Annotated in this window: 18 protein-coding genes; 7 read left to right on the top strand and 11 right to left on the bottom strand. The window is 49.5% G+C overall.

Annotated features, from left to right (window positions below):
- Positions 1–127 precede the first annotated feature (127 nt).
- The 3 genes from B153_RS0117480 (at position 128) to B153_RS0117490 (ending at position 3,367) form a co-directional block, all read left to right on the top strand.
- A complete protein-coding gene (locus B153_RS0117480; RefSeq protein WP_020598033.1) occupies positions 128–979 on the top strand; it encodes a CvfB family protein in 852 nt (283 codons plus the stop codon).
- A 202-nt stretch (positions 980–1,181) separates the two neighbouring features.
- Positions 1,182–2,564, top strand: a complete 1,383-nt coding sequence (locus tag B153_RS0117485; RefSeq protein ID WP_026262236.1) for a DUF3300 domain-containing protein — start codon at positions 1,182–1,184, stop codon at positions 2,562–2,564.
- Between the two features lie 125 nt (positions 2,565–2,689).
- Complete coding sequence (locus B153_RS0117490) at positions 2,690–3,367, top strand: response regulator transcription factor (RefSeq protein ID WP_020598034.1); 678 nt, start codon at positions 2,690–2,692, stop codon at positions 3,365–3,367.
- 255 nt (positions 3,368–3,622) lie between these two features.
- Here the strand turns inward: B153_RS0117490 and B153_RS0117495 are convergent, their stop codons facing one another.
- Positions 3,623–5,128: a M28 family peptidase gene (locus B153_RS0117495; RefSeq protein ID WP_020598035.1), complete on the bottom strand. Its 1,506-nt coding sequence runs from the start codon at positions 5,126–5,128 to the stop codon at positions 3,623–3,625.
- A gap of 111 nt (positions 5,129–5,239) precedes the next feature.
- Between B153_RS0117495 and B153_RS0117500 the strand changes: the two genes are divergently transcribed.
- From B153_RS0117500 to B153_RS0117515, 4 genes are all read left to right on the top strand, one after another.
- Positions 5,240–6,805: a serine hydrolase gene (locus B153_RS0117500; RefSeq protein ID WP_020598036.1), complete on the top strand. Its 1,566-nt coding sequence runs from the start codon at positions 5,240–5,242 to the stop codon at positions 6,803–6,805.
- A gap of 210 nt (positions 6,806–7,015) precedes the next feature.
- Complete coding sequence (locus B153_RS0117505) at positions 7,016–7,564, top strand: YceI family protein (RefSeq protein ID WP_020598037.1); 549 nt, start codon at positions 7,016–7,018, stop codon at positions 7,562–7,564.
- A 237-nt stretch (positions 7,565–7,801) separates the two neighbouring features.
- Positions 7,802–8,602, top strand: coding sequence for a carboxypeptidase-like regulatory domain-containing protein (locus B153_RS0117510; RefSeq protein WP_020598038.1), 801 nt, complete (start codon positions 7,802–7,804; stop codon positions 8,600–8,602).
- Between the two features lie 128 nt (positions 8,603–8,730).
- Positions 8,731–10,425 (top strand): N-acyl-D-amino-acid deacylase family protein, encoded by a 1,695-nt coding sequence (locus tag B153_RS0117515; protein ID WP_020598039.1) that lies wholly within the window; start codon positions 8,731–8,733, stop codon positions 10,423–10,425.
- Between the two features lie 19 nt (positions 10,426–10,444).
- Here the strand turns inward: B153_RS0117515 and B153_RS0117520 are convergent, their stop codons facing one another.
- The 10 genes from B153_RS0117520 to B153_RS0117565 all read right to left on the bottom strand — a co-directional run bounded on the left by B153_RS0117520 (position 10,445) and on the right by B153_RS0117565 (position 21,286).
- Positions 10,445–12,811 carry a T9SS type B sorting domain-containing protein gene (locus B153_RS0117520; RefSeq protein ID WP_020598040.1) on the bottom strand — a complete coding sequence of 789 codons (2,367 nt, stop codon included), beginning with the start codon at positions 12,809–12,811 and terminating at the stop codon, positions 10,445–10,447.
- A 296-nt stretch (positions 12,812–13,107) separates the two neighbouring features.
- Positions 13,108–14,313, bottom strand: a complete 1,206-nt coding sequence (locus tag B153_RS0117525; RefSeq protein WP_020598041.1) for a DUF3570 domain-containing protein — start codon at positions 14,311–14,313, stop codon at positions 13,108–13,110.
- 12 nt (positions 14,314–14,325) lie between these two features.
- Complete coding sequence (locus tag B153_RS0117530) at positions 14,326–14,520, bottom strand: DUF4266 domain-containing protein (protein ID WP_342664808.1); 195 nt, start codon at positions 14,518–14,520, stop codon at positions 14,326–14,328.
- Positions 14,521–14,574: 54 nt separating this feature from the next.
- Positions 14,575–15,525, bottom strand: a complete 951-nt coding sequence (locus B153_RS0117535) for an FAD:protein FMN transferase (protein WP_020598043.1) — start codon at positions 15,523–15,525, stop codon at positions 14,575–14,577.
- Positions 15,522–15,965, bottom strand: a complete 444-nt coding sequence (locus B153_RS0117540; RefSeq protein WP_020598044.1) for a thioredoxin family protein — start codon at positions 15,963–15,965, stop codon at positions 15,522–15,524. The genes B153_RS0117535 and B153_RS0117540 overlap by 4 nt, the downstream gene beginning before the upstream one ends.
- 35 nt (positions 15,966–16,000) lie before the next feature.
- Positions 16,001–16,534, bottom strand: a complete 534-nt coding sequence (locus B153_RS0117545; protein WP_026262237.1) for a Rieske 2Fe-2S domain-containing protein — start codon at positions 16,532–16,534, stop codon at positions 16,001–16,003.
- A gap of 411 nt (positions 16,535–16,945) precedes the next feature.
- Positions 16,946–18,355: a CotH kinase family protein gene (locus B153_RS0117550; protein ID WP_020598046.1), complete on the bottom strand. Its 1,410-nt coding sequence runs from the start codon at positions 18,353–18,355 to the stop codon at positions 16,946–16,948.
- Between the two features lie 107 nt (positions 18,356–18,462).
- Complete coding sequence (locus B153_RS0117555) at positions 18,463–18,876, bottom strand: hypothetical protein (RefSeq protein ID WP_020598047.1); 414 nt, start codon at positions 18,874–18,876, stop codon at positions 18,463–18,465.
- 100 nt (positions 18,877–18,976) lie between these two features.
- On the bottom strand, positions 18,977–19,225 hold the full coding sequence (locus tag B153_RS0117560) for a hypothetical protein (protein WP_020598048.1): 249 nt from the start codon (positions 19,223–19,225) through the stop codon (positions 18,977–18,979).
- 753 nt (positions 19,226–19,978) lie between these two features.
- Positions 19,979–21,286: a DUF4270 family protein gene (locus B153_RS0117565; protein ID WP_020598049.1), complete on the bottom strand. Its 1,308-nt coding sequence runs from the start codon at positions 21,284–21,286 to the stop codon at positions 19,979–19,981.
- Between the last annotated feature and the right edge of the window lie 2 nt (positions 21,287–21,288).

Genomic DNA, 21,288 nt, shown 5'->3' on the forward strand with positions numbered 1-21,288 from the left:
GTGCAAAACCTGCTAACGTATAAAGTTGAACCGTTTGGCAGAAAATAGCATGAGGACCCTGTTAAAAATTCATAACTTTCGGTCGGTTTACCCCGTTGCTTCATGAATGGGCAACCCATAACGACTTATGATTGAAATCGGACGAATAAATACATTGACGGCGCTCCGTCAGACCAGTGTTGGGTTTTTCCTCGGTGACTTGTCAGACCGGAGAACGCAGGATTTTAGTAATGACATTCTCCTGCCCAATAAGTACGTACCCGAAACGCTGGAAGTAGACGACGATATTGACGTGTTTGTCTACACCGACTCCGAAGATCGACCGATTGCTACAACCTTGACCCCTGCCATCCAACGCAATGAGTTTGGGACATTGCAGGTTGTTTCGATAACCAGTGCGGGCGCTTTTCTGGACTGGGGGTTGGAAAAAGATCTGCTCGTACCTCACCGCGAACAGGCCCGGCCTATGCAGATAGGAGAATGGTATGTAGTATTTATGTACCTGGATCGACGTACCAACCGACTGGTGGCATCGAGCAAGGTAAGCCGATTTCTGGACCCGGATGTCAGTGCGTTACATGAAGGCGATGAAGTACAACTTCTGGCCTACGAAACCACCGATCTGGGGATGAATGTCATTATCAACAATCGCTACAAAGGGCTGATTTACGCCAACGAAATCTTTCGAACCGTTCGGCCGGGTGATCCGCTTATTGGCTATATCAAAACCATTCGGGACGATGGCCTGGTGGATGTTAGTTTACAAAAGGCCGGTTTCGACAATGTAGAGCCGAATGCCCAGCGGATTCTCACCTTACTCAAAGTTGAAAACGGCTTTCTGCCCTTGACCGATAATAGCCCGCCCGAAGAAATTTACAAGGCGCTGGAAATGAGTAAAAAGACCTTTAAAAAAGCGATTGGGACGCTCTATCGCGAACGAAAAATTGTGCTCGAAGAGACGGGCATACGGCTGGTATAAGGTAATAAGTACTGTCAACTATTTTTTAACCAAACATTAACCCCTGCTTTAGCCCCGCTTCAGGCTGCCTGACGTTTTTTGTATGGTCAGCAAAAGGTCCCATTGATCGCCGAATTTTCGCTTTTATTGGGGCCGACTGCCGACCGTGAATACAACAAGTCGTACTTGAAACAGAAGACAGTTAATGCCTTCATTAGCAGTCATGAAAGCGTTCATTCAATTCCCCGCCAAAGCGCTGTTGCTTGCGCTTGGTTTAGCCGGGGCCGGTTTACACCCCTCCTTTGCGCAAGTCAGTGAACCCGAACCGCAATCGGCTCCCATAACCGATCAAACGATTATCTCAGCCATTGCCCCTTACCGCGACGATGTTCGTCGGTCCATTCTATTAGCGAGTCAGCAACCCCAGGTGTTAACGGCCCTGGCTCAGCAACGCACCAACAGCGAACAGACTTTTACGAACCTGATCCAGACCTATGGACAGAAGAAACAAGCCTGGTTTTACGACATCGCCCGTTTTCCGGATGTGATGCACGCTCTGGCAACCCTGCCTGCCGGAACCAGCGAATCGTCGGTAAAAGACCTGACGAAAAACCTGCCTTCCGATTTGCAGGAAACGTCCTGGAAGCTCTATCGTCATCATCATGATGATCTGGTGCAGGTCGATAACCTGAATCAACAGGCCGATCTGGCCTTCGATAACCTGATTGATCCGCTGGATATCCCGACGCAGAATGCCTTCCGGCAACTGATCAACATGCCGGACGTGCTCACCCAACTGACCGACCAGATCGACAAAACGACCCGTCTGGGTGATGCGTATCGCGCTAACCCCGATCAGGTAACCAAAGATCTGACCGCGTTGCACGATAGCTTAACAGTGCAGAACCAACAGGAACTGGCTGCCTATCAGAACGAACTGAACAATGACCCACAAGCTAAACAGGAGCTTCAACAGGCGGGTCAGGCGTATGCACAAGCCAACGGCTATAATACGGGCATCAATCCGAATCCGGCCTGGGTAAATAGCTCGTATTATTATCAGAATCCGTATCCGTTCTGGTTTGGGTATCCTTACTGGTATGCATCGCCACTGTGGTATCCGTCGGCCTGGTGGTACGGAACGGGCTTCTATTTCGGGCTTGGTGGTAATATGGTTATGTTTGGATTGCCCTCGTTGGGATTTTCGAACTGGTTCTTTCACACAGGCCGTTATGCGTACCCGCATCTGTATAACCGTTTCAATAATTATTATGTCCGCACGGTTGGCGAACGTCACGTCTGGGCTCCGGCCAATGCCGGATTTATGTCGGCCGCCCATCGTGCCTTTGGGGCAGGAACCCCCAATGCTCGGGCTAATTGGCTCACCAATCCTGGTCAGTACAGCCGTTCAGGCAACTGGAACAGTGCTGGGTCATCGCGGATAGCCTCACCCGGTCGGTATCAGGGTACGAATGCCAACACGTATCATTCACAGGCCTGGGGTGGTGGGGCTCGTTCGTTCGGTGGGGGGGATTTAGTGGCGGAGGCTTCCACGGCGGTTTTGGTGGTGGTTTTCACGGTGGTCGGTAGAGACGAGCAAGCATAAGTACTACGTCGGGCTGGCACGATTAATTCGATTGGGCCAGCCCGACGTTTTTCATAAACTGATTACAAATAGGGTTGGTATGTTGGTGGAGAAGTTTTTCTAATTTCGCCCCAACATTTATCACTATGCACATACTCATCGTTGAAGATGAAGCGTCGATTGCCGGTTTTTTACGAAAGGGGCTGGAATCGAATGGTTTTCATGTTCAAATTGCCTCCGACGGGCTGATGGGGCAAAAAATGGCCCTTGATTACCCTTACGACCTGATCATTGCGGATGTCAATCTGCCCCGGCAAAATGGTCGGGATATGGTGGAAACGCTCCGTCGCCAGCAGGTTGATACGCCGATTCTGATGCTCAGTGCGCTTGGCACATCCAACGATATTATCACGGGTCTGGATGTCGGTGCCGACGATTACCTGGTCAAACCTGTTCAGTTCGATATTCTGATGGCCCGTGTCCGGGCTTTGACCCGCCGTCATACGGGACGGTTGAATTCCGAACCCACCCTGACGGTTAGTGATCTGGTACTCAATCAGGACGAACGTACTGCCAAGCGGGGTAATCGGCCCATCAATTTAACCGCGAAGGAGTTTCAGCTACTCGAATACCTGATGCAGAATCAGGGCCGGGTAGTATCCAGGGCTTCGATTGCCGAACAGGTTTGGGATATGCAATACACCATGAGCAGCAATTCGATCGAAGTGTATGTGGGTATTCTACGCAAAAAAATCGATCAGCCCGGTTCTCCCCAACTTATCCATACCGTCATTGGCGAAGGCTATGTACTGCGGGCACCGTAACGGTTGGCATTGGTGGTCATTCGGTTGTAGCTCCTTAACCCGAAATGCTATCAATGACCATATATGACCACCGAATGACCACTTAAGTACTTATGGGAAAATAGTTTAGGATATACTGTGAGATCGTTTTTGTCATCCCGACGCAGGAGGGAACTTCGAAAATGAGATAAAAAGTGATTACCGAAGTTCCCTCCTGCGTCGGGATGATAAAAAATAATCTAATGTATTTTCAATGACCTCTTAACACCAATCAATCTACCGTTCCAGTTTAAAGCCTTTGTCTAGCCGTACCCGTTGCGGTCGGTTGGCAACGTCCCAGCCAGTGAGGTAAATCCATCGGGCAATACGGGTCACCTTTGCGGTGTTGATGCGGTCGGGCTCGTCTTTGGGCGTATGGTAATCGGTATGCAACAGCGTCGTAAAAGCAATGGCTGGAACATTGGCACGAGCGTAGGGGAGGTGATCGGACCGGAAATACCAGCCTTCGGGATGATCGGGTTTATCCCATAAGGTGTCGAGTTTGAAGTGTGCTTCCGACTGATTGACCGCCAGCGCTGCATTGACCAGATCCGTAGAGTTGCGGTGGGGCGGCTGCTGACCCAGAATACAGGCGCTATCGGGGGCATTGCGACCGATCATTTCGGCATTCAGAACGGCAATAATGGATTCTCTCGGTACGGTTGGTTTGTCGACATAATATCGGGAGCCTAACAAACCCCGTTCTTCGGCACCGTGGAAAACAAAGAGGGCCGAACGTTTGCCGGGTTTCTGCGCAAATGCGCGTCCAATCGCCATGGTTGCCACACAGCCACTGGCATTGTCATCGGCCCCGTTCCAGATCGAATCGCCGGCAACTGCCCGCCGAACCCCATCGTGATCCTGGTGGGTACTGAACAGAACATACTCATTTTTGAGGGTGGGGTCAGTGCCCGGTACTTTGGCGACGATGTTTACGGACGGATAGCTGAAGCTTTCTACATTGACCACATTGGTAAATTGCTGCCCCGGCTGTTTGATCCAGGAGAGGGCACTCGCCGGGAGCCAGACCGTGGGGGCTTGTGAAAAAACACGGGTGTTGGGACCGCCCGGCAGATCGTACCGGCCCCGTTCCAGGCCCGTTGTCCAGCGGTCGAAATAAAACTGGGCATCGGCATTGGAAATCCAGACGACTGCGAGGGCACCAGCTTTGACCAACTCGGCTGCCCGTCGATTCATGGTGCCCGTCAGAAACCGACGATAGCTCAGTTCGGCGGGGGGCGTTCCCGAAAATTCCAGCGCAACCGCTTTCCCTTTAATGTCTACCTGAGCCAATTCATCGGCTGTACCTTTCCCGACAAAAACCAGTGGGGCATCGACCGACGCAATGGCAGGAGCCAGAATAAACGCGTCCTGCCCATGCGTCAGGGCATGGGAGCCGATCGTAAGTCGACTGGTTTCGGTGATGCGGGTGCGTTGAATATGAAAGAACTGGAAAAAAGTGCCGTCGTCACCAGCGGGTTGAAGCCCCATGGCCCGTAGCTGATCGGCAATCCAGACCGACGCTTTCAGTTCATCGAGGGAGCCCGCTTCCCGACCGCGAAAGTGATCACCTGCCAGCGCAAACAGGTCTCGTTTGATGTCGCTTTCTTTAATGGCAGATGCTGCATTTCCCGTTGGGGTAGGTTTGGGCTGAGCACGGCATGTGAGGGATACGCTCACTGACAGGAGCACCAGCGCCAAGGTAAGCCGTTTCAGTCCTGTTCGTTTGTTGAGAAGACTCATGGTTGTATTGCCAGACAAAGTTTTGGAAGAGAACAAATCTACACAGCACAGCGCTATTCTGGGTCAGTACACGGCCATAAAAGCTTATATTAGGGCAACAAACAACCGACCATGAAACAATTTCTCCTCTTTGTAAAACCATTTGTTGTCCTTGTATCCCTGAGCCTCGGCGGGCAACTAACCAAGGCCCAATCGAAAAAAGCAACCGTTGATCCGGTAAGCCATTACGATACCTATATTCAACAGGCTGTCAAAGACTGGAAAATACCAGGCATGACTGTGACCGTCGTAAAAAATGGGAAAGTTTTGCTCAGAAAAGGCTATGGTGTTCGGGAATTGGGAAAACCGGGTGCTGTAGATACCCAAACGCTCTTTGCCATGGCCTCGACGACCAAAGCCATGACGGCTGCCTGCCTGGGTATGCTTGTCGACGAAGGGAAACTGCACTGGGATGATCCGGTCATGAATTACCTGCCCGATGTTCAGTTTTATGATCCGGCTGTTACCCGGGAAGTGCGGGTGCGTGATCTGCTCATTCATAACACAGGGATAGGCAATGCTGATGTACTATGGGCCGCTATGGAGATTCCATCCGATGAAATCCTGCGCAGAGTGCGGTTGATTAAACCATCCTATTCATTGCGATCGAGCTTTATTTACCAGAATATCATGTATCTGGCCGCTGGGAAGGTTATCGAGAAAGTAAGTGGAATACCCTGGGAAACCTTCATCCGGACTCGACTATTCGAACCACTAGGCATGAGCCGGACCCGAGCCCTTTTTAAAGAGGTCGCCGATGCGAACCGGGCTAAGCCACATATGGAAATCAATGATACTATACGGGTCGTGAATAGTTTAAGGGAGGAAGGGCTGGTAGATGCCGTCGGGCCTGCGGGTTCTGTCTGGACTTGTCCCGATGATGTTACGGCCTGGATGCAGTGTATGCTCGACAGTGGCCGTTATGCCGGTAAAACTCTGCTCAAACCGACAACCTGGGCTGAACTCTTCAAACCACAGACCCTGGTGACCGACAGTCAGTTCTACCCGACACAGCTATTGACTAAACCTGTTTGGAAAACCTACGGCCTGGGCTGGTTTCAGCACGACTATCGCGGCCATCGGGTCAATTTCCACACCGGAAGCCTGACAGGTATGATTGCGATTCATGGTCAACTGCCCGATCAAAAGCTGGCCGTCTACATCCAGGGAAATCTCGATCATGCCGAACTCCGTCATGCGCTGATGTACCGGGCATTCGATGAGTTTGCACTGGGCGTTGAACACGACTGGAACAGCGAATTTCGGCAGTTGTACGCGAGCTTCAAACAGCAGGCCAAACAGGCTGAACGTAAGGCTGATAGCGCCCGCGTGCTGAATACGAAACCGTCGTTGCCCCTGACGGCCTATATCGGTTCGTACACCGATCCTTTGTATGGTACGATTATCGTAAGCCTGAAAAATGGACTCTTATATGCCTCCATGAATACGGTTCTTACCGGATACCTGGATCATTGGCATTACGATACGTTCCGACTCACCTACGATCAGTTCTGGAACGGAAAAGATACAATCAGCTTTGTTCTCGACCAGCAGGGGAAAGTGGCTAAGCTGACTGGTGGAGGCATGGAGCTTGCCAAAACGCCTGACCCGGCCGATAAACCCATCTCTACACGATGAATGGTCATAAAGTAGTCAGGAGGTGGTCAAGTGTAGGCAAGAAGTGGTTAAGATGCCTACTGCTTATTGACTATGCCTGACAATTTCTTGACCATACCTGACTAAGCTGACCCAGGTCAAAAGAATTTTTAAAATCCGTGAACAATTTTGGAAAATTAAATGTATATACATCAAATACCTTAACACATATTTTTCAAAATACATACAACTATGGCAACGGAAACCGCCACTACGACAACCTGGGCAATCGATCCTTCACATTCTGAAGTACAATTTAAAGTAAAACACCTTGTTATCTCAACCGTTACGGGTTCATTCGGAACTTTTGAAGGCACGGTAGAAAGCGAAGGGGATGATTTCAATAATGCGAAAGTTTCATTCTCGGCCGACATCGACAGCATCAGCACAGGGCATGAGCAACGGGATGGACACCTGAAATCAGCCGATTTCTTTGATGCTGAAAACCACCCAAAACTGACGTTCGTATCAACCAGCATGACGAAAGTTGACGACGATACCTATAAAGTAGCTGGCGATCTGACGATCCGGGGCACCACGAAACCCGTAACCTTGAAAGCTGAATACGGCGGTCAGATGGGCGACTTCTATGGTCAGACCAAAGCGGGTTTTGAGCTTTCGGGTACCATCAAACGGAAAGAGTTTGGTCTGTCGTGGGACGCAGTTACCGAAGCCGGTGGCGTTGTGGTGAGCGATGACGTAAAACTCGTTCTGAACATTCAATTGACAAAACAAGCCTAATTGGCCAGAAAATACAGACAACCTGATTGAAAAGCAATGCGGGCCTCGACCATTCGTTGTCGTGGTCCGCATTGCGCGTTAAGGCAGTACAGTTAAGTCGTACGGACAAACGGTTGCGTTCACAATCTGCCTACACTTTTCGGCAACTCATACGGTACTTATGGCAGCCCAGCGCTTCCCGATTGAAGTCCAGGGCATGGATGAGCCAATTTTGACTCATCAAACAACAAGAACTGTATGAACATGAACCATTCCTTCCGTGCCATCATGGGCGTATTCCTTCTGGGTACTTTGCTCATAACCACCAGTTGCCAGACAAACCCCAATGAACCGACTCCAGCACCGGGCAACGGCTCAACCGGTCTGGACGGATACCTGACAGGTAACGTTACCGATCCGCAGGGAAAGCCCTTATCCAAAGCCACTGTTTTTATTGACCACACCGTAATTACCGGGAATGGCCCCGAGGTGAAATCGGCTGCTGATGGGAGCTATAAAATTCAGATGATCAATCTGGCGGGCGAGTGGGTAGCCAAAGGGTACATACTGAAATCGTATAATGACCGGGTCTACAAAATCCAGCTTGATCCTGAGAACGACGAACCGTTTACGAGCGACGAAAAGCCCGTTCGCAACTTTCAGTGGAAACTAACTGGACATATCCCCGATCTGAGCCTCGATCTCTATTATGGCGGTACTATGGAACTATCCCGCGATCCGAATATGTATGATATGGTGGATGCAGAAAACATTGAATTTACCTTGACGCCTGTTGGGCCACTAATTGATGGGTCAACGGGGAAAGTGCTGAAACTTCAGGCTAAAAAGCGGTATCAAAGCGAGATTAAAGATATTCCGATGGGGCGTTATAAGGTTACGGCCGTTTACAAACCAACGGGTGAGCAGCTACTGGTTCGTAATGCCTGGGACTTTGATGACGACATCCGATATGATTCGTCAGTTACAATGGATTTCTTAGGAACCGAATCGGCTGTGCGCTACAACAGCATGAGTGTAGGGTATACAAACCGTCGTTAAACTATTTTCTTCCCCATTTTTAAACCATGAAATCCGGTTAAAACAATGAACCCGTTTTAACCGGATTTCGCTGTTTACTAATCATTTTTGCCGGGTAATTCGTATTTTGGGCTGCCAAACAACCTATTATGCGCGTTACGTTTCTCCTGCTGATCGTCATCACCAGTTTTTATGATCTGGTTGCTCAATCGACAAAAACACCATCCCGTCATTTCGATATTCTTGTCCGTAACGGTCTGATTTATGATGGGTCAGGACAACCGCCAGTGTCGGGGGATGTAGGTATTCTGGGCGATCGGGTGCTGGCTGTCGGGAAACTAGCTGGGGCTAAAGCGACAACCATTCTTGATGCCAAAGGGAAAGCCGTGGCGCCGGGATTTATCAATGTACTGTCGCATACAGGTATTGAATTATTACGAGACGGGCGGTCGATGAGCGATACCAAACAGGGGATAACCACTGAAGTGTTTGGTGAAGATTCCTGGGGGCCAATTGCTACGCAGGACATGCGCGATCAGGTAAATCTGTTTCTGAAACCCTACAACCAAACCTGCGACTGGACAACCCTGGCTGAATTTCTGACCAAGCTTCAGAAAAAGGGCATCACGCCCAATATTGCCTCCTATCTGGGAGCAGCTCAGGTGCGCCAGGCAATTCTTGGGGAAGCCGACGTAAAGCCAACCCCCGACCAGTTGAATCAGATGCGGGCTATCGTTCGGAAAGGCATGGAAGAAGGGGCCTTAGGAATTACCACAGCATTGATTTATCCGCCCAATTCATTTGCCGACACGGACGAACTAATCGCACTTTGTCAAGAGTCCGGGCGCTATGGCGGTCGTTATATTGCGCACATTCGGAGTGAAGGCGATCGGCTGGAAGAGGCTGTTGGTGAACTGATCAAGATTGGGAAAGCGGCCAATGTACCCGTCGAACTGTATCACTTTAAAGCCTCAGGACAACGTAACTGGCCCAAAATGCAGTCGACGATAGACCTCATCAATCGAGCGCGTCAGCGGGGGCAGAACATAACCGCGAATATGTATACCTACACGGCTGGAGCCACCGGACTTACGTCGTGTTTGCCACCCTACCTGTTCAATGGTGGATTCATGGCGGGCTGGAAACGGTTGCAGGACCCCGCTACCCGCCAGAAGCTAAAGGCCGAAGTACAGCAGAAGGGGAAAGACTGGGAAAATATGTATGATCTGGCCGGATCAACCGAGAATATTCTGCTGACGGCGTTTGAAGCCGACTCGCTGAAAAAATACAACGGGATGACCTTAGGACAGATCGCTAAAACCTGGCATAAAGACCCAATTGAAACCATTATGGACTTGATCGTGGCCGATAAGACACGGGTGGAAACGACGTATTTTCTGATGTCGGAAGAGAATGTGAAAAAAGGCATACGCCAGCCCTGGGTGTCGTTCGGTTCAGATGCCGGGTCATTGTCCGAAGATCGCAAAGAAGTGGGCGTTGTACATCCACGAACCTTTGGCAACTTTGCCCGGCTACTGGGTAAATACGTCCGCGACGAACACGTAATCTCGCTGGAAGAAGCCATCCGGCGGTTGACGAGCCTGCCGGCCAGTAATCATAAGTTAGTAAATCGGGGGTTGCTTCGACCCGGCTATTATGCCGATGTGGTTATTTTCGATCCTGCTACCATTGCCGATAAAGCCACCTTTGCCGAGCCATTTCAGTATTCGGTTGGTGTTCAGTATGTGCTGGTGAACGGTAAAATGGTGCTGAAAGATGGGGAACATACAGGGGCTTTTCCCGGCCGTACAATCTGGGGACCTGGCCGAAAAAGTAAGAAGTAGGTCTACAAGTGGATAAAATTTACCTTACCAACATTAAACTACCCCGAATGATGGGTTTTTCAGGAACCGTTCGGACCGTGTAGGCATAGAGGCCCGGGGGGAGCGAATAACCGTTGAGGGTTCCATCGAAGGGTTTGGTATAGCCCTTGCCCGATGAGTAGATGATTTCGCCCCAGCGGTTGAAAATGGTGACGATGGCATCCGGGAAAGCCTCAATCCCAAACAACTCCCACGTATCATTTTTTCCATCCCCATTGGGCGAAAACGCATCGGGGATCCAGACCCGGGCGTATACCGTTATGTGGATGGTATCTCTGGCTTCACAACCCGTTTTGTTTTTTACATCGATGGTGTAGGTAATGTCCTCTTGGATGGATGTGACGGTTGGGTTGGCCGCGCTGGGGTCGTCCAGATACGTTGACGAAACCCATTGAAACTGGTTTGGATTGCCTGTATAAACCGGGTTCATGGTAAAGGTGTTTCCTTTGTAAGTCACCATCGAATCGGCAAGCTGAATGGTTGGGATGGGGGCAACAACCGCCAGCCGCGTCGCTACTATTCCCTTGCATTCAGGAGCGGCTTTAACCGTGTAAGTCACCTGATGTTCGCCAATTCCGGCCGCTTTGGGATCGAACCTGTTGCTGGTCACGCCCGGCCCGAAATACTCACCACCGGGCGGGCTCCCCACGAGCGTGTACACCGGCGAGTTGTCTCCACACACTTCGGGAATTGTATCGAGCCGAACATCAATTGGGTCCAACTGAATGATCGTCACGGGGGCGGAGGTGCCGGTGCACCCGTACGTATCCGTAGCGATCAGAACAAAAGTGCCGGATTGACTGGTAGTATATTGGGCCGAACTACCGCCAACCGTCACCCCGTCTTTCTGCCAGCTATAACTTACTCCACCACTCCCATTCAACGACAAAGACTCCTGCGGACAGATCCGATTCTGCCCTGATGCCGATTGAATGACGGCCTGTACGGCGGCCGAACGCTGGAGAAGGGCCACATCGCTTTGAACCTTACAGCCATAAGTCAGATCGGTTGTAACGGCCCAGTAATTGCCCGGCTGATCTACGGCGATGGAATCGGCCGTTTGGCCCGCCAGTGCCTGCCCATTTCGGTACCATTGATAAGTAACATTGCTGTCGCCTACGGCTGTCAGGTGAACGGTTCCGGTCGTAGCGCATAAATGCCCACCTTCAAAAACTTTTGCCTGCGTGCCAATCACCTTCACCACCATGTCTTCGGAGTTGCCAGTTTTGCTACAAGTTGTTTTCTGAGAGACGACCACCATATATGTACCTGCTTCCCGAACGGCCAGCGATGAATTGGTTGCCCCCGTAATGTTGATGCCATCTTTACGCCACTGATAGTTCCAGTTGGCATTAAACGCAGCCTGGATCACGGCCGAATCGCCCAGACAGATGGTTCGTGTCCGTGTGGTGGGGAAGTTTCGAAACTGAACAGCAGGATCGGGAGTCGTCTGGGGAGGACAATCGATAACCAGAAACTGAAAATCCCGACGAACTTCACCGATTTTTACCCCGTTTCGGTATTCTTCCACTTTCACAGCAAAAACATACAGGCCTAATTCGGTAGCTGTAACGGATAATTGTCCCGATTGCGGATTCACCTGTAGGGTTGGACTTCCCGGCATGGCATTGGTGGCACTGTACCCAGGGCGCCAGGAGATGTCGGGGTAGGGGCCTGCCGAAACGGCATTCTGGGCTGTTCCTTTCTGGTTCAATGGCGTTACCATCGAATACCGAAGCTCATCCCCATCGGGGTCGTTTCCGCCGAAGGCAAAGGTAAAGGCATCGCCCAGGCAGACGTATTCACCGTTTATTTTATTGAATTGGGGCGATGAGTTCTGAACGTACTGACCATTTTGCTGAAGAGCGGGAAATTCCAGATAGAAGGTAAACCCCGTTTGGTCGGGACTGACGATGTTGTTGATGCCTGCATTTCGATTCCGCGTCTGGTACGACATGTAGTAGCCCTGTGAATCAGTATAGGTGCCGGGGTTAAGCTGGATGGTGGCTTCGTATACCCAGACTACAAAGTTTAGATTGCGCTGTGATGCGCAGAAAGCATTGGAATAAACGACAGGCGACTTCACACCCGTTTGGGTAACGGTAAAAGCGGTCATCTGCGCATTATCGCGTATCCGAAAGATGCCAACGTTACCGATTGCTGCCTGTCGGGTTATTCCCTGCGTGTTATCTTCCAGGTAATTGGTAACAATGATCTTAAAGTGGCCGGGGATATCACCAATTGCCTGCATCTCTATCTGCCCGCCTACCTGGTGGGTGGCCAGTGAAAGCAGTGGCATACCCAGCATAAAGAGCCAGCCAAGGAATCCAAAAGTAGATGTACGCATAAACAAGCCGTTCTAAAACATCGATCACTCACTCACATTACGACTTCACAGGTTGTATACTGTAGGCACGCTTACTTTAGCTTTTGGCTGGATAGCCTAACAAGTTACGTCTTAAACACTTAGCTAGAAATGGCTACACGCTGCTTTTTCTGGAAAAGAAAAACTTCATGTAGTTATACGCACTTTATTGAGGGTATGGATTGGTTGAACCGCAAAGGCGCGAAAGGCACCAGGAACAGAATCGCGTAAGCATGTATTCCTGGTGACTTCGCGTCTTTGCGAATCAGCCGTACCACTTATTTAATCTTGGCTAGTAACGTTACACTGTTGGCCACCATGCCCGTAGTGCGGGTGTAATGGCCCAATCGTAGCTCTACGCTCTGCCAATGGCCAATGCCAAACAGGCCGCCGGGTGGAGCTGTCCGGAATCCGATACCTATAAACTGGCTGTTGAATCCAGAAATGTCATAGTCGCTCGTGTAGTATTTTTCCGTTTGCTTATGTTGTTCGTACGGGGCAAAATAGCGTACAGCCGTCTGGTGACTAAAGCGATAAAACGGGCTCACCGAAATAAAGGAGGTCACCTTGACCGGAACTTCCAGGTTAGCGGTATGCGCCTGCATACCCCAGTCATCGATGTAGTAGCGATAAAACGTTCGTACCACGACACGATCGCCCATGAAGTAATGCAGTCGGAAAGAAATCGGAAGCTTGAGTCGGCTACCCGGTAGTTTTTCGACTGTTTCGCCACCGTCCTGAAAATATATCCGGTGAAAGGGGGTACTCAATAAGCCCTGCTGAAACGAGGGTTCGACCGTAAACAGAAGCTGCATCCGTTTGTTCACGACCTGAGATAAAGCCAAACTCAGGTTGTACGAGTTACGGGGTTTGTAATCGATAGGGTCACGATCGCCATGGGCACCAGAGCCGTAGCCATCGGGCCGAAGCTCAGGAGGAAGTATCGCTTTCCAGGTATCGAAGAAGGCACCCGCTTTGAGACTGACTTCCCGGTTGTTATCAGCGGACGCCTTGGCAAAATTCAGATTGATGCCATATGATTTGTAATCATACTCCGTTGAGTACGAGAGAGCAAGCCCTTTGGTCGTCCGGTTATTATCGTTATGAACATTCCAGGCTATTGACGGATAAATATGCGTATCGCTCCGGGAAGCCGATGAAACCGTCAGGGGGTCGATATTATCCGATGAAGCCGAGGTATAATGGTCGATGTTGAAATCGAACGCGATGGTATGCTGACGGTTGCGCTGGTCTGTCGTTTTCAGTACAAGATCGAACGATTGGGCAAAATCGGTGAGTTTTTCTGTACCGATACCCCCCGTTACGGCCGAGTTATTCCCATCCTGCTGATAATAAGAGGATACCAGATTGATTTCTTCCAGCTTGAGTTTACGTTTTTCGTAGGTAGGCTGCGCAACAGACTGACCGTAGCCCGCCCGGAACAGACTAAGCAAAACGCCAACCGAAATGCAGATTTTTTTCATGGTTCGCGTTTATTAGTTACAGCCACAGCCACCGCCACTTTTACCACCATTGGCCCCGGCAGCTCCTTCGCGATAGAGATAAAAATTTTGTTCAAACTTCTCCGATTTACGAGCCGATAATTCCATTTCGGCGTCGTTGATCCGGCTTTTCTGGTACTCTTTAACGGTTGTACAACCCGTAAGGCTGAGTAGGCCAAGACAGGCCATCAGGCCTGAGGTTTTACGAAACAGGTTCTTGTTCATATCGTAGGTTTATACAAGTTATATGGCTGGTGCTGTGAGCCGGATATTAGCCGATGTGTAGAGTACGTCGTTGTCGTCGATAATGATGCAGGCAATGTGCCGCATCTGGTTGATCAGGTCCAGACCGACCCGAACTCCCATAACCAGAACGGGGGTAGCTAAGGCATCAGCCAGTTCAGCGTTGGGGGCAATGATGGTCACACTTTTCATACCGGATACCGGGTAGCCTGTTTTAGGGTCAATGGTATGCGCATACCGCTTGCCATTGATAAGGGCGTATTTTTCATAACTACCCGACGTGGCTACGGCCATGTTGCTGATAGCCAGATAGGAAAACGCTTCGCGCGTGGATAGGTTTGGGTCAGCTATACCGATAGTCCAGGGTTTTCCATTTGGTTGCATGCCCCAGGTGGTCAGGTCACCAGCGGCATTGACAATGCCACTCTCGACACCCCGTTCGCGCAACACCCGTTTGGCCTGTTCTGCCGCATAGCCTTTACCAATACCGCCAAATCCGATGCGCATCCCTTTCTCCTTCAGAAACACCGTTTGCTGGTCAGGGTCAAGCAGCACGTTTCGATAATTGATTAATCGGACCATGCGCCGGGCGGTTTTGGGGTCAGGCAGGGCTGTCATGGTTGTGTCGAAGTTCCAGAACCGTTTGTCCAGCGAACCATAGGTAATGTCAAACGCGCCCTGCGTTAGTGCCGACAGCCGTAACGAACGCTCAATCAGGCCATAGACTTCAGCATCGACCTGAACGGGCCGTATACCTGCATTCGCGTTGATCTGGTTGGTCTGGCTATCCTCACGAAACGTAGTCAGTACCCGTTCGATTCGACTGATTTCATCAATAGCAGCATCCAGACAATCGTTGGCCCAGGTACCATCCGCACTGACCACACTCAGCTCAAAGCGGTTGCCCATGAGTCGTTGTACGCGTTTATGAATGCCCGGCGAAGTGGTCATTTTGTGGCCAGCCGAACGGTCTGAATGGATTCAATGAACGACGAAATCGTCAGTGATTGCGGATAGCCTTCCCATTCTTTCAACACTTTTCCGTCGGAGCTGAGCAGCACCGTAAACGGAAACTTGCCCTGCCGATTGTATTTTTCGGCTAATGCTTCATTGTGGGCCGTTTGTTTGGCATCGAGCTGGTTTTTCGACAGTCGAGGGAAGTCGGCCCGAACCAGAATTAAGTTGTCGGCCGCAAACTGACTAAACTCGTCCGATTCAAAGATTGTCTTTTTGAGTTTTATGCAGGGGCCACACCAATCCGAACCTGAAAAATTGAGTAAGATGAGTTTGTGAGCCTGAGAGGCTTCCGTTTTGGCCTGATCGAAATTCAACTGCCAGTTGATTGTGTTCGTTAAGAAACTGAAGAGAACGACTGTTAATAGGGCTTTCATGGTGATTTGATGTATTCGTTAAGTGGATAAGTGCATTAGCTGTAAACGACCAGTGTTTTTCCATCCGTAGCCGTTTTATAAACCGTTAATCCTCTACTGCCGAAGCTGTTTTTCCCTTTGCCGGTAAGATCGAAACGGGCGCCATGCTGTGTACAGTAGTATTCTGTTTTGTTGAACATGATGGCCTTTTTGGGCTCATGACTGCAGGTCTGTGTGGCCGCAACGTAAACGCCGGCGGTAGACTGAGCAACCACAATACCGCTTTGCGTAATGTAGCCTCCCACTGTTTTTAGGGCCGAAGCTGCCGAAGAGGCCAGATCGATGGTCAGGAGTCGGTTTTTTATGCTGTTCAGGTCGGTACCATTCGTAGTTGTTCCACTGGTAGTGGTAGTGCTGGTAGTAGTACTGCTGGTAGCTCCGGTTGTGGTGGTTGACGGAGTTGTGGTGGTCGTACCTGACAAAGAAAGCGCATTAACAACCGTATCCTCTTCGTGCACACAGGACGTTAGTAAAGCCATCAGGGCAGAACCTGTAAAGCCCATTGATTTCAAAAATTCTAAGCGAGTCATACAAGAGAGTGGGTTTGTGTACTCCAAACGTTTTTTAAACAAGTATTAGTTGTTTTTACGGATTCTAGCAAAATCATCTGCCTTTCATGACCTACTTGCAAAAAACAAGCAGGGTGCGTTTCAGAAACCGTGTCTGGAAGTTGATTAGTTGGCATAAACAGTTGTTTTTTAAGGTATATGGTACTATAAACGATGAGCCATGTACGCTATATATGTTCGCCCTGATTTCGTAATAGATTTGCCGCTTATTTACCAATACGTATCGTAATTATAAAACGTGGCAACCTGGCAAATACTTTATGCATTGGTTAGATTTACTCAGTTTATAAAAAGGTAGTATGCTGGTAAATAGCGCTTTATTCGCGCTCAGAGAAAGGCTTGTATTCCGCTTTTCAGGGGTGAGTCGCCGGACTATTTTAGGAAATAGTTGACAGCCTGAACACGGTTGGCCACATGGTTTTTTAAGGCCATGATCCCGGTTGTAAAATCGGTTGTGCTGGTCAGGTAAGAGTAGGGTTTCTGCTCGGGTTCTGTGCCCGTAACGTAAGGCGCAATGAGGTAAAAGTTCTGGTCGATGATGTCGTTGATACGGCTTAGGGTAAATACATTTTCCTTAAAATCTTTGACATACTGTTTGTATCGGGCATAGTAAACAGCATCACGAGCAATGGCATAGATGAGTGGCCAACTGCTGTTTACTTCGGTCATCTCGAGCGAAACGGCTTTCCCTCCACCGGCTCCATTGCCCGATAGGCTATTCATTGCCATATTGTGGTCCCAGGGAATCCAGGTGAGGTGATTTGTCGGGGAGTTATAGAGGTAATAATTATGCGCCATAGCTCCATAGCTGTCCCAGTTCACAATGGTGTTGTTGACAGCCAGATAGTTAAGGAAGAGGTCGACGTTAAACGTTTTCTCCAGATTCGCACGCCAGGTTACCGGATCAGTGGTGCGGTTGGCAGCGTTGAGGGCCGAGATAAACGCCTGAACATCGGAATAGTCAGCTTTGTCTTCGTTGTTCTTCTTTTCAAACTGGCTTTGCACAAACGTCTGTAGCGTTGATTCGGGCTTATAAATGTTCCCCTTTTTCTCACCGTACTGGGTTTTTACCATCGTATCGTCGATCACTTCGACCATCGTATACACACCGCAGTACTTTTTGCCAGAGCCGAAGTCGATATAAACCCGATAAAAAGCTGTTTGTGCTGCGGGTACACCAGCCAGTCGGAAAATATCAGCTACGATTTTTTCCCTCAGCAGGGAGTTATCACTAAAACCCGGCGACATACTTAACTCTTTAAACCCGTAATACCGCTGGTCTTTAATGTCGGGATACGTATCCTCGAACTCATCCATTTTGAGCCGGAAAGGAAGTTTATAAATACCCGATCGCCAGGCCGACGAAAGGCTTGAGTTTCCTTTGAGCCGGAAGCCAACATTGTCCCATAGCTTACCATTGATCCGAACGGGCAGCGCTACATACGCCGGGTCGTCGCCAAATGATCCACCACCGCCTGGGTTGCCCCCTGGCATACCACCCCCTGTATTGCCACTGCCAAACGCTCCCCAGGCTTTAGCCGTCATATCGCTCTGGATCGATTTCCACTGATCAGCGGTCATGGTTATCTCCATGGTTTTGACATCCGTTTGCGAGAAGGCCACGGAATAACTGGGGGGGGCATCACCACTGTGCGACTCGGTAGTCCAGTCTGGATTGGTCGTACTGCCTGGATTAGGCGACACTTCCGAGTATTTAGGCTGGCATGCCAGTCCAATCCAGATAAGCGATCCTATAAAGATGAAGAAGGTAGTAATTTTCATGTAGCGTACACAATTCGGCTATATACCGCTTGTACGCATACGCATCAGGCTCCGTTGCAAAGGAGTTATGAAGAGATTAAAAATAGGTAACAAGGCAGAAGGAAGGGTCAACCGTCGAGCAGCCATTGATGGTAATCGTCGGTACCCACAAAATAGCGGCTGGATAAGGCCTGGTTGAGTTGGCCAGAAGCCCTCAGAATCAGGTCGGCCCCTAATTTTCCAAACTGATTGGGGTCGTTCAGCACCACGGCAATTCGTGCCTGTGGCGTTAATCCCGCTCCCGCATTTGCCTGAGGTAGCCAATGGTCAATAAACCAGTGCAGATCGACGGGATTAAATAGCCGGAGCTTCCGCAGATCGATCTGCCACCGTTTGACCCGATGCCGTTTGGCCAGAGCTAAAATAGCCAGTGAACCATCACGGAAATTTTCGCTGGAAGGGACGCCAAGCCAGGTCTGTCGAAGCAAATGGACACTACAGTCTACTTCCACCCAGACATGTTCGTTCCGGTAGGTTTTCATATACAAGTTGATTCCGTTTGTAAGAAACAACGAACGAAGCTGGCCAGGGCCTTAATCGCTATATATTGGCCGGCTTCGTTCGTCAATTGCCAGACGCACCTTACCGCAATGGGGATTGATGGGCTATGGGTGGCGTTGAATAGGCTCGTTGAAGTTCGGCTTCGGCAAATCGATACGCGTAGACAAATTTGTCATTTTCCTGATGAATCAGGCCCATATCTTCCAGTTGCAGGACATGATTCCAAATTCGCTGTAGGCTCCCGTAAAAACCATCTTCTGATTGCGATAATAAAGTCTGTAAACTAGGGGTGTTGGTTTCGGCAGGTGAGTTGAAGGGTGTACGTTGCATGAGTTGAGCTATTCAGATTATCCGCTGTCTCTCGGTTTAAACAGGTAACGTACAGGTTCGTCAATCGCATGTGCAGGTTTGAGGGATCGGGTTTTATTTAGCCTTTTTTAACAAACATCTGACTGTTCGCCTAAAGCAATTGTCAAATGGGCTTTATAAGCTAATCTGCCAGAATTGCCTTATCGATGAGTATTCTGGGGATTTATGTGCTATTTGTCTGTACGAAGCCTGACGTAACTTCGTGGCGACCGTAGGTGTTCAATTCAGGAATTTAAGCTTTTTTAAACAATCTGCGCAAAGCCTCTTGGCAGGACCCTACTTATAGACCATTTGCCGCTTTTTAGTCTTATGTCATTGACGAAACGAACCAATCTGAATCGGCTTCTTTTTTCTGAAAAAAATACGGCCGTTTAATTCCGAATCCCGGATAACGTGGAAAGGATGACGTAAGCGAATCGAAGATCTATTCAAAAAGCAGTTGAGAATTCATATTTAACACTGTTAAGCCGCCATATGGCCAACTATCAGAACTAGTGCAATTGTTTCTTTTTTTAATTAGTCGCATCGGCTACCGACGGGGACCATTAAATCGGTCAGTGCGTAGATCTGTACACTTTGCAGTCAAAAACAGCATGGTTATTTGACTGCCTTGCCTATGCTGAGTATGAGGTGTTGGGCAATAAAAAACTCTTAAAACGAAAACGCCCTGTTAAATTGATTTAACAGGGCGTTTTCGTTTTAAGAGTTGCGAGGCTAGGAACCCGACGTCATGTACAACTGCAACTGGAGTTTATCGTTGATATTTTGCTGATTACCGAGAGTTACCCGTTGTACCCACTCTTTCAGAGTATACGAACTCGTAGGTGCACCCAGCAAAAGCGGCTGGATCAGCGCTTTCCGTTTGATAACCTGACCAATATAGTAGGTTAGATCAAACTTATAGGCATCGTCCAGAATCACCGCTGTTGGGTCGTAGGCGTAGGTCGTCAGTGGCGATGTAGTCCCCGCAATACCCGCTGGCACGGCCGTTGACAGAATGTCATTCTGATTGTTTGTAAAATACAGAGCCAGTTGTGTCGGCGGGGGGGCATTATCGTTCAGATTTTTCCGAACGGGTCTAAGAACCAGTATCGCTTTATTCAAATCGGCATACCGCTCAGGACGAATAAAGTCGTTGAGATATGGGAACTCAATGCGCGTGAACAATTGAGCGCCAGGTACAATAAAACTTGTGTTATTGGTCAAGCGACTGCTGAGAACATCGACCCGACTTTTCAGCGCACTTAATGGCGTCCCTGCCCGATCGTTTATTAACTGAGAGAAATAAATAGACGAGAATGGAAACAGTAGGTTCGATGACGTACGGTCCAGATCTGTGGTATGATAATAAAGCCGCAACCCACTCGTAGCCGCTGTAAACCCGACAAACGTATTGGCGGTAGAATTACAGTTCAACGCAAAACCTGGCAGAAATTCAGATAATGTTGTTGCATCGGTAATCTGCCCCGAACTTAACTTATCAAAGAATGACTGCGCCAGATCGTTGGGTACACGAAGCTGGATTTGTTTTGTCCGGCTTTTGGGCTGAGGCTGCACGCTGGTTCGCAAATACGGCTTTGAGTCATAGCCAACCGAACTGGTATTATAGTAGGCCTGGATAAGCAGTTCCTTACTCAGCTTATGTACACTCAGATCAAACAACGAAGTACTGTCGCCATGAACAAAGGCATAGTTGAGTTCCACCACCATTGAGTCGAGCCGCAGATTCGTTTGCGTCGAAAAGGTGTTGGCCGCATAGTTAACGGCAGCGAAACACCGGGCAGTCATTGTGCCGGTTTGCGAATCGGACCAGCGCCCTACCAGCAAATTAAGATCGCCAGAAGTAACGAACGAGTCGGGCCGCATAACTGTAGATGTCTGAACCGTCACCGTATCGACCGACTGGATCACCAATTCCTGTGGATTGATGATCGACTGGCCGACAAGGAGATCGCCCGACTGACAAGCAAATAGCACCATACCGGTCAGCAGGAGCAAACCGGCGTACCAGAAAGTACGCATAT

It is taken from the genome of Spirosoma panaciterrae DSM 21099 (genome assembly GCF_000374025.1).
Taxonomy (GTDB): domain Bacteria; phylum Bacteroidota; class Bacteroidia; order Cytophagales; family Spirosomataceae; genus Spirosoma; species Spirosoma panaciterrae.

What these genes read in the sequence shown, in the direction of transcription:
- B153_RS0117480 (WP_020598033.1), top strand. Translation starts at nt 128, where the DNA reads ATGATTGAAATCGGACGAATAAATACATTGACGGCGCTCCGTCAGACC.
- B153_RS0117485 (WP_026262236.1), top strand. Translation starts at nt 1,182, where the DNA reads ATGAAAGCGTTCATTCAATTCCCCGCCAAAGCGCTGTTGCTTGCGCTT.
- B153_RS0117490 (WP_020598034.1), top strand. Translation starts at nt 2,690, where the DNA reads ATGCACATACTCATCGTTGAAGATGAAGCGTCGATTGCCGGTTTTTTA.
- B153_RS0117495 (WP_020598035.1), bottom strand. Translation starts at nt 5,128, where the DNA reads ATGAGTCTTCTCAACAAACGAACAGGACTGAAACGGCTTACCTTGGCG.
- B153_RS0117500 (WP_020598036.1), top strand. Translation starts at nt 5,240, where the DNA reads ATGAAACAATTTCTCCTCTTTGTAAAACCATTTGTTGTCCTTGTATCC.
- B153_RS0117505 (WP_020598037.1), top strand. Translation starts at nt 7,016, where the DNA reads ATGGCAACGGAAACCGCCACTACGACAACCTGGGCAATCGATCCTTCA.
- B153_RS0117510 (WP_020598038.1), top strand. Translation starts at nt 7,802, where the DNA reads ATGAACATGAACCATTCCTTCCGTGCCATCATGGGCGTATTCCTTCTG.
- B153_RS0117515 (WP_020598039.1), top strand. Translation starts at nt 8,731, where the DNA reads ATGCGCGTTACGTTTCTCCTGCTGATCGTCATCACCAGTTTTTATGAT.
- B153_RS0117520 (WP_020598040.1), bottom strand. Translation starts at nt 12,811, where the DNA reads ATGCGTACATCTACTTTTGGATTCCTTGGCTGGCTCTTTATGCTGGGT.
- B153_RS0117525 (WP_020598041.1), bottom strand. Translation starts at nt 14,313, where the DNA reads ATGAAAAAAATCTGCATTTCGGTTGGCGTTTTGCTTAGTCTGTTCCGG.
- B153_RS0117530 (WP_342664808.1), bottom strand. Translation starts at nt 14,520, where the DNA reads ATGGCCTGTCTTGGCCTACTCAGCCTTACGGGTTGTACAACCGTTAAA.
- B153_RS0117535 (WP_020598043.1), bottom strand. Translation starts at nt 15,525, where the DNA reads ATGACCACTTCGCCGGGCATTCATAAACGCGTACAACGACTCATGGGC.
- B153_RS0117540 (WP_020598044.1), bottom strand. Translation starts at nt 15,965, where the DNA reads ATGAAAGCCCTATTAACAGTCGTTCTCTTCAGTTTCTTAACGAACACA.
- B153_RS0117545 (WP_026262237.1), bottom strand. Translation starts at nt 16,534, where the DNA reads ATGACTCGCTTAGAATTTTTGAAATCAATGGGCTTTACAGGTTCTGCC.
- B153_RS0117550 (WP_020598046.1), bottom strand. Translation starts at nt 18,355, where the DNA reads ATGAAAATTACTACCTTCTTCATCTTTATAGGATCGCTTATCTGGATT.
- B153_RS0117555 (WP_020598047.1), bottom strand. Translation starts at nt 18,876, where the DNA reads ATGAAAACCTACCGGAACGAACATGTCTGGGTGGAAGTAGACTGTAGT.
- B153_RS0117560 (WP_020598048.1), bottom strand. Translation starts at nt 19,225, where the DNA reads ATGCAACGTACACCCTTCAACTCACCTGCCGAAACCAACACCCCTAGT.
- B153_RS0117565 (WP_020598049.1), bottom strand. Translation starts at nt 21,286, where the DNA reads ATGCGTACTTTCTGGTACGCCGGTTTGCTCCTGCTGACCGGTATGGTG.